A 3,104-nucleotide genomic window follows, 5' to 3' on the forward strand; every position below is an offset into this window, starting at 1 on the left:
GCACTGCGCTTTCCCCGGATGGCGCGCTGGCGCCGCGACAAGCCCCCGGCCGAGGCGAACACGCTGGACGATCTGCGCGCGCTGCTGGAAAGCCACGGCTGAGCCCCTGCAATCCGCCCGCCGACGCGGTTGATCGGGGCCGCACCCCGCGACAGGAGATGAGAACGCGACAGGAGATGAGAATCGGCGCCCTTGCCGAGATTGCCGACATCCCTGGCCCGCGGCTCTCGACCGCAGCGTCGGTGCGCGCGCGGCATGTCCGGCCCGAGGCGATCTCGGCCGCGACCTGCCGTTCTGCCAGCGTGGCAGCGGCCGTCGATTGCGTGATCGCAGTGATCCAGTCCGCCATACCGATGGCCCGGATCGAGCTGGTCGATGAAACCATGGTGCGCGGCTTCAACCTTCACTCCGGCACCGATCTACCTGAAAGCACGCATCTTTTCCTTGAGTTTCATGGCGGCCCCGCTGCCGTTGCCGAACAGGCCGTGGCCTTTCGCGAAATCGCGGACGGGTTCGGCGTCGCAGGCTGGCAGGACGCTACCACCACCGAGGACCGCAATGCGCTCTGGGCGATGCGCCACAACGCCCACCATGCCACCGGCGGGCTGGAGCCGGGCAAGCGGACGCTGGCCACCGATGTCTGCGTGCCGATCTCGAAGCTGGCCGAAGCGGTGGTCGAGGCGCAGGACCTGGCCCGCGCCATGGGCCTGACCAGCGCCATCGTCGGCCATGTCGGCGACGGCAATTTCCATTGCGGCGTGCGGGTCGATCCCGGCGATGCCGCCGGGATGGCCCGCGCGCTGGAGTTCTCGGGGCGGCTGGCCGAAACCGCGCTGCGGCTGGGCGACACGGTCTCGGGCGAGCACGGGATCGGGATCGGCAAGCAAGAATACATGGCCGCCGAACACGGGGCCGCGCTGGACTGGATGCGCACGCTCGAGGCCGCGTTCGACCCGGCCGGACTGCTCAACCCCCGCAAGATGCTGCCGCCCCAAGGCTGAGTGCGGGGCAGGATCGGCCCGGGCGCCAAGGCGTTGCATGCGCAGCATTGCTCCGAGCCAACCGGGCCGGGGACGAAACAGCAAACCGCCTCCGGAATCGCCGTGCCGGCATGTCTTGAGCAGATTTCCGCCTATGAGGCAGGGGTTTAGCGGGCAATGCAATCAACTGCGCCGAATGTAACATTGCAGCCGCTCAAGGATTCACCAAATTCCGCCGACAACGCCCGCGGGAACGGCGTGATTCTGCCGTGCAGCATGACGGAATTACGACATACCGGGACAGGGCGCGTTTCTTGTGGCAACCAGTGATGCAGGCCGCGGCGCAGGAGGTGCCTGATGACAGAAGGTTTTCCCACCTCGGGACGAGGGTCGGCCGTGGCGAACATGACGCGTCGCCAGGCTCTTGGCGGACTTTCCTGCTCGGTCGCCGCCGCAGCCTTGCTGCCCCGTGATGCCCTGGCGCAGCAGGAAATGGCCCCCCTGCCCGAGCCCGAGATCTTCTCGTTCGATCTGCTGGCCGAACGGATGCGCGCGCGCGCCGCAAGCGCCTATATCCCCGCCGCCCAGCATGAGGGCCTGATCGCCGGGCTCGATTACGACGCCTATCGTCGGATCCGGTTCCGGCCCGACCATGCGCGCTGGCAATTCAAGGGCTCGTTCTTCCGGCTGCATGCCTTCCACCCGGGCTGGCTGTTCAAGACGCCGGTCGCGGTCCACGAGGTGGTGGACGGGGTGGTGCAGCCGATGGGCTTCTCGGCCGAGGATTTCGAGTATGAGGGCACGCTCGCCGACCGGGTCCCGGCCAACATGCCCCTGCCCACTGTGGCGGGTTTCCGGCTGCATGCGCCGCTGAACCGCGCCGACATCTTCGACGAGGTCGTGGCATTCCTGGGCGCCAGCTATTTCCGCGCGCTTGGCCGTAGCAATGTCTACGGGATCAGCGCGCGCGGGCTGGCCGTGAATACCGCCATCGGCGGTCCCGAGGAGTTCCCGCACTTCAGCGAGTTCTGGATCGAACGCCCGGCCCGGGACGCGACGGCCGTCACGCTGTTCGCGGCCCTCGACAGCCCCTCGGTGACCGGCGCCTTCCGGTTCGAGATCGTGCCGGGTGAAACCACGGTGATGGATGTCACCGCCCGGCTTTTCCTGCGCGAGGATGTCGCGCAACTGGGCATCGCGCCGCTGACCTCGATGTATCTGCTGGGCGACAACGACCGCGGCGCCTTTGACGATTTCCGTCCGCGGGTGCATGACAGCGAGGCGCTGGTGCTGAACACCCGCAGCGGCGACACCTATATACGGCCGCTGAACAACCCGCCGCGGCTGGCCAGTTCCTATCTGGGCGCGCGCAACCCGGCCTCGTTCGGGCTGATCCAGCGCGACCGCGCCTTCGACAGCTATCTTGACGCGGGCGCACATTACGAACGGCGCCCCTCGCTGATCGTCGAGCCGCTCGGCGACTGGGGCAAGGGGGTTGTCCGGCTGGTCGAGATCCCGTCTGATCTGGAAGGAAACGACAATATCGTGGCCTTCTGGGTGCCCGAGGGCAAGGTCCGCAGGGGCGATGCGCTGGAGGTCGCCTACCGGCTGCACTGGGGCATGACGCCGCCCGGCGATGGGTGCGGGGAACGCGCGCGCATCGTCCGCACCCGGGTCGGCAAGGGTGGCGTCGCGGGTGTGCGCAACGTCCATGACCGCCGCAAATTCGTGATCGACTTCGAAGGCGGCACCCTGTCCGGGTTGCCCGCCGACGCCAAGCTCGAGCCCGAAACCCATGCCAGCGGCGGCGAGATCGTGGAGGCCGTGCTGTCCCGGGTCTCGGGAACGGATATCTGGCGGCTGGTGATCGAGGCCAGCGCGCCCGATGGCAGGCTGGTCGAGTTGCGTGCGGGCATCACCGGATTCGGGCGCAACCTCAGCGAAACCTGGCTTTACCAATGGATCAAGGAATGAGTGCCGAACGTCTGATCGAGCCCGAGGCCTCGACCGCGGTCGAGGACATGCACTGGGCGCCGCCTTTCGCGCCGATGGAGATGCCACGCCAGGTGCTGGAATCCCCGCACCGCGCTGGCGTGCTCGCCTGGCTGACGCGGCTCTTGCTGC

General features: G+C 67.8%; 2 protein-coding genes. Both read left to right on the forward strand.

Translation table 11 applies throughout. The features are described 5' to 3' along the window. Positions 1-176 precede the first annotated feature (176 nt). The gene (locus ENN83_RS15800) at positions 177-1,001 is read left to right on the forward strand and encodes an FAD-binding oxidoreductase (RefSeq protein ID WP_287188688.1); all 825 of its coding nucleotides are present in this window, start codon (positions 177-179) and stop codon (positions 999-1,001) included. Positions 1,002-1,385: 384 nt separating this feature from the next. Continuing rightward, the gene (locus ENN83_RS15805; protein ID WP_287188690.1) at positions 1,386-2,954 is read left to right on the forward strand and encodes a glucan biosynthesis protein; all 1,569 of its coding nucleotides are present in this window, start codon (positions 1,386-1,388) and stop codon (positions 2,952-2,954) included. Positions 2,955-3,104 lie beyond the last annotated feature (150 nt).

The organism is Rhodovulum sp. (genome assembly GCF_011048875.1).
GTDB lineage: Bacteria > Pseudomonadota > Alphaproteobacteria > Rhodobacterales > Rhodobacteraceae > Rhodovulum > Rhodovulum tesquicola.

Bases quoted from the DNA above. Each gene is read 5' to 3' on its own strand.
- ENN83_RS15800 (WP_287188688.1), top strand. From the start codon at position 177: ATGAGAATCGGCGCCCTTGCCGAGATTGCCGACATCCCTGGCCCGCGG.
- ENN83_RS15805 (WP_287188690.1), top strand. From the start codon at position 1,386: ATGACGCGTCGCCAGGCTCTTGGCGGACTTTCCTGCTCGGTCGCCGCC.